This window comes from Psychrobacter pasteurii, assembly GCF_900162815.1.
Lineage (GTDB): Bacteria > Pseudomonadota > Gammaproteobacteria > Pseudomonadales > Moraxellaceae > Psychrobacter > Psychrobacter pasteurii.
This window is the reverse complement of the sequence record NZ_FUGD01000163.1, coordinates 1-3,139: the sequence shown is the minus strand read 5'-3', so window position 1 is coordinate 3,139 and position 3,139 is coordinate 1. Positions and strand designations below refer to the sequence as shown.

The window sequence follows — 3,139 nt, the reverse complement described above, 5'->3', positions numbered from 1 at the left end:
AATAGCGTCTTGTAGTCTCATAGTAAAATAGCCCATCTACTTATTAGATGGGCTATTTTATTACTTTTATTGAGTTTTTGCCTTAACTGACTGGCATTACCCTGTTGGGTGGTTTTTTTGATTATTAATATTTTATAAATTAACTATTTTCTACTTCCAAGTATAGGTTAGTGAGGTAAAGAAGTTAGTTCCGTCATCTGTGCTATAGCCTGTAGATGTTACATACTTTTCGTTAAATACGTTGTTTAAACGAGCTGACATGGAAAGAGCAGGAGTTAGCTGATAGTTACCACTAAGGTTTACCAAATTATAACTGTCGAGTTTATTAGTGTTTTCGATGTTACCATAAAAATCGTCGACATATTCATACTCTGCTCTAATGTTTAAATCAGGCAGTTGATACCCTAGATAAATCGTCCCTTTATTCTTAGGACGATTAGGTAAGTAGTTGCCATCGTTACCTTTGCCGCTATCATCCTCGGCTTTTTGATAATCATAGCTAAACCCAATAAGATAGTTATCTATATTCCAGTCAGAGGATAAAGTCACCCCTTTAATTTTAGCTTTATATATATTTTCTGGGATATAAGTAGGTGCCTCTGATAAAATGAAGTTATCGACTTTATTGTAATAACCTGTCAAACGTGTCGACTGTAGCCCCGTACTATAATCTAAAAAGGCTTCATAGTTGTTACTAGTTTCTGGACTTAAGTCAGGATTATCGTATTCTGGATAATATAAGTCATTGAAGGTAGGTACTCGATAACCTTTAGCATAATTAATGCCAGAACGAAACTCTGGAGTAAAATGATAAGCTACTCCTAGATTGTAAGTAGTTTTATCATCAAAGTCTGAGTAGTTATCATGACGTACGTTAGCTTGGATATCAATATTATTATAAGACATCAAATAGCCTAGAAAGCCGCTGGTGACTTTTCTATCTTTTGGGTTATAGTCAAATTTAGTAGGGATATAATCTGGCTCAGGATAGATATTCATATAACCGTCAAGTTTCTGACTTAAGTATTCAGCACCATAAATACCAATACCAAGAGGTAATTGGTGTTGGCCAACCAAGCTGAATTGGTCTTGTTTGGTTTTAAATAAACTTGGCTCAGTCGGAGTATCAGATTCATCAATAGAGTGGCCATAGGTCAACTTAATATTAGAATTTGATGCATAACGCCAATTAGCGAAAGCTTGGGCTGCACCATTTTTTTGTCTAGACTTGGTATAGTCTTTGCCTATGGCTGAGCTTGAACCGCTATCAAACTCCGTTTCTGATTCGCTGTAAAGTCCAGTGATACTAAAATCTAGATCTTTATTAATTTTCTGATTCAGACGTAAGCTATAATTGTCGCTTTTAAAACCGTCATCATCTGTATTATTAGCAAGTTTGCCATTCGGTAGAAAGCCCACTAGAGTAGCGTTATGTCCTTTGGTTTCATTGTGACTTGCTGATAGGCTTAAACTGGTGCCATTGTCATTACGTATCTGAGCGGAGGCACCGTAGAGGTAATGATCATTGTTACCAGCGCCTGCGGTTACCGAGAAGCTACTCTCATCCACATTTGCACCTTTAGTAAAGATTTGAATCACACCACCTACAGCATCGGCTCCATACATACTAGTGCCTGAAGCCCCATAAAGGACTTCGATTCTATCGATTTGGTCCGCAGGTAATAAGTTTAGTGAAGCACCACCAGCACTCAGAGAACTATAACGAACTCCATCAATTAATACTAAAATACTTTTATTATCATAGCCACGTAGATAAAAGTTACTGGTTGTACCCATTCCACCATTTTGTTTGTAAGTAAACCCTGGTTGACGTTTAATAACGTCAAGCGCACTTTGACCTTTATAAGTATTTAACTCTTCACTATCAATAACACGAGTTTGAGCAATGGTGTTGTTAACAGCAGTCGGAGTGCGTGTTGCAGTAACCGTGATTTTTGGGAAATAAGCAACCGGCATATCATCTTGTGTAGCCAGCTCAGTTTCGGCAGCTACAGCAGGGACACAAGCCAAAGCAGAAGCCATTAAAGCCCAAGTGCCTTTATTGAAATGTGATTTTTTAGAAGCCTGAATAAGGCTTTTGTACAAAGTGCTATAAGAAGTTGTCATGACTAAACCCAATTAGTAAACAAAAGTTACATTAAAGAAAGAGTACCGCTATTATCCCTGATTTTTATAATAATTAAATAACAAATAGACGAGAATTACTCATGTCTTAATTAATAACATTCAACTTAAGCTTTATTGTTATACAAAGTTTGAGCTATGCTGAAGAAACCGTAGAGGTAAACTTGGTAAACTAAGCGTATTAATCGGAGTTTATCATGACCAAGAAAGTAAGAACCTACAGTGACGAATTTAAAGCCGAGGCCGTCAAGAAGATATCAGACAATAATGGTAATATCTCAGCCACTGCAAAGCAGCTTGGCATTGCCATGCAAACGCTCTCAAATTGGCATAATAAAGCCAATCAAGGCAAGCTTATCGGCACAGAGCAATATGATCCTGATCTTATGAGTGCTCTTCAAGAAATAAAGCAGCTCAAGCGGCAGCTCAAAGTGGCTGAAGAGGAACGCGAAATACTAAAAAAGGCGACGGCGTACTTCGCGAGAAACAGTTAGTCAGGTACGCCTTTATCAAAGACAACCAGTTCCTCTTTCGCATCACCACTATGTGCCGTGTGTTAAGGGTTAAGCCATCAAGCTATTACGACTGGCTAAGTCGTGATCTCAGCGACCAACAGATACATCGCAACCAGTCTGAATTACTGGTTAAAGCGGCTCACAATGAAACGAAAGAACGTTATGGCGCAGATCGACTGCATGCTCATCTAAGCGAGCAAGGCCATAACATTAGCCTGTATATGGTAAGAAGCATCAAAGAGCAACACGGCATTAAATGTCGTAGTCATAAGCGCTTTAAAGTCACCACCGACTCCAATCACAACAAGCTAGTCTATCCAAACGTACTGGATCAGAAGTTTGATGCTAAGCGCCCTAACGAGTCGTGGGTCAGCGACATTACCTATATCTGGACGAATGAGGGTTGGCTGTACTTAGCAGGGGTCAAAGACTTATACACCAAAGAGCTTGTCGGTTACGCTATTAACAAGCGTATGACC

The 3,139-nt window shown here is 38.8% G+C and carries 1 protein-coding gene and 1 pseudogene; one reads left to right on the top strand and one right to left on the bottom strand.

Annotation, left to right across the window (positions count from 1 at the left end; genetic code table 11):
• Window positions 1–150: 150 nt before the first annotated feature.
• Window positions 151–2,127 (bottom strand): TonB-dependent receptor plug domain-containing protein, encoded by a 1,977-nt coding sequence (locus A1232T_RS12975; protein WP_077449783.1) that lies wholly within the window; start codon window positions 2,125–2,127, stop codon window positions 151–153.
• A gap of 215 nt (window positions 2,128–2,342) precedes the next feature.
• Between A1232T_RS12975 and A1232T_RS13645 the strand changes: the two are divergent.
• A pseudogene (locus A1232T_RS13645) lies at window positions 2,343–3,139 on the top strand (IS3 family transposase); the annotation flags it as partial.

What these genes read in the sequence shown, in the direction of transcription:
- A1232T_RS12975 (WP_077449783.1), bottom strand. Translation starts at nt 2,127, where the DNA reads ATGACAACTTCTTATAGCACTTTGTACAAAAGCCTTATTCAGGCTTCT.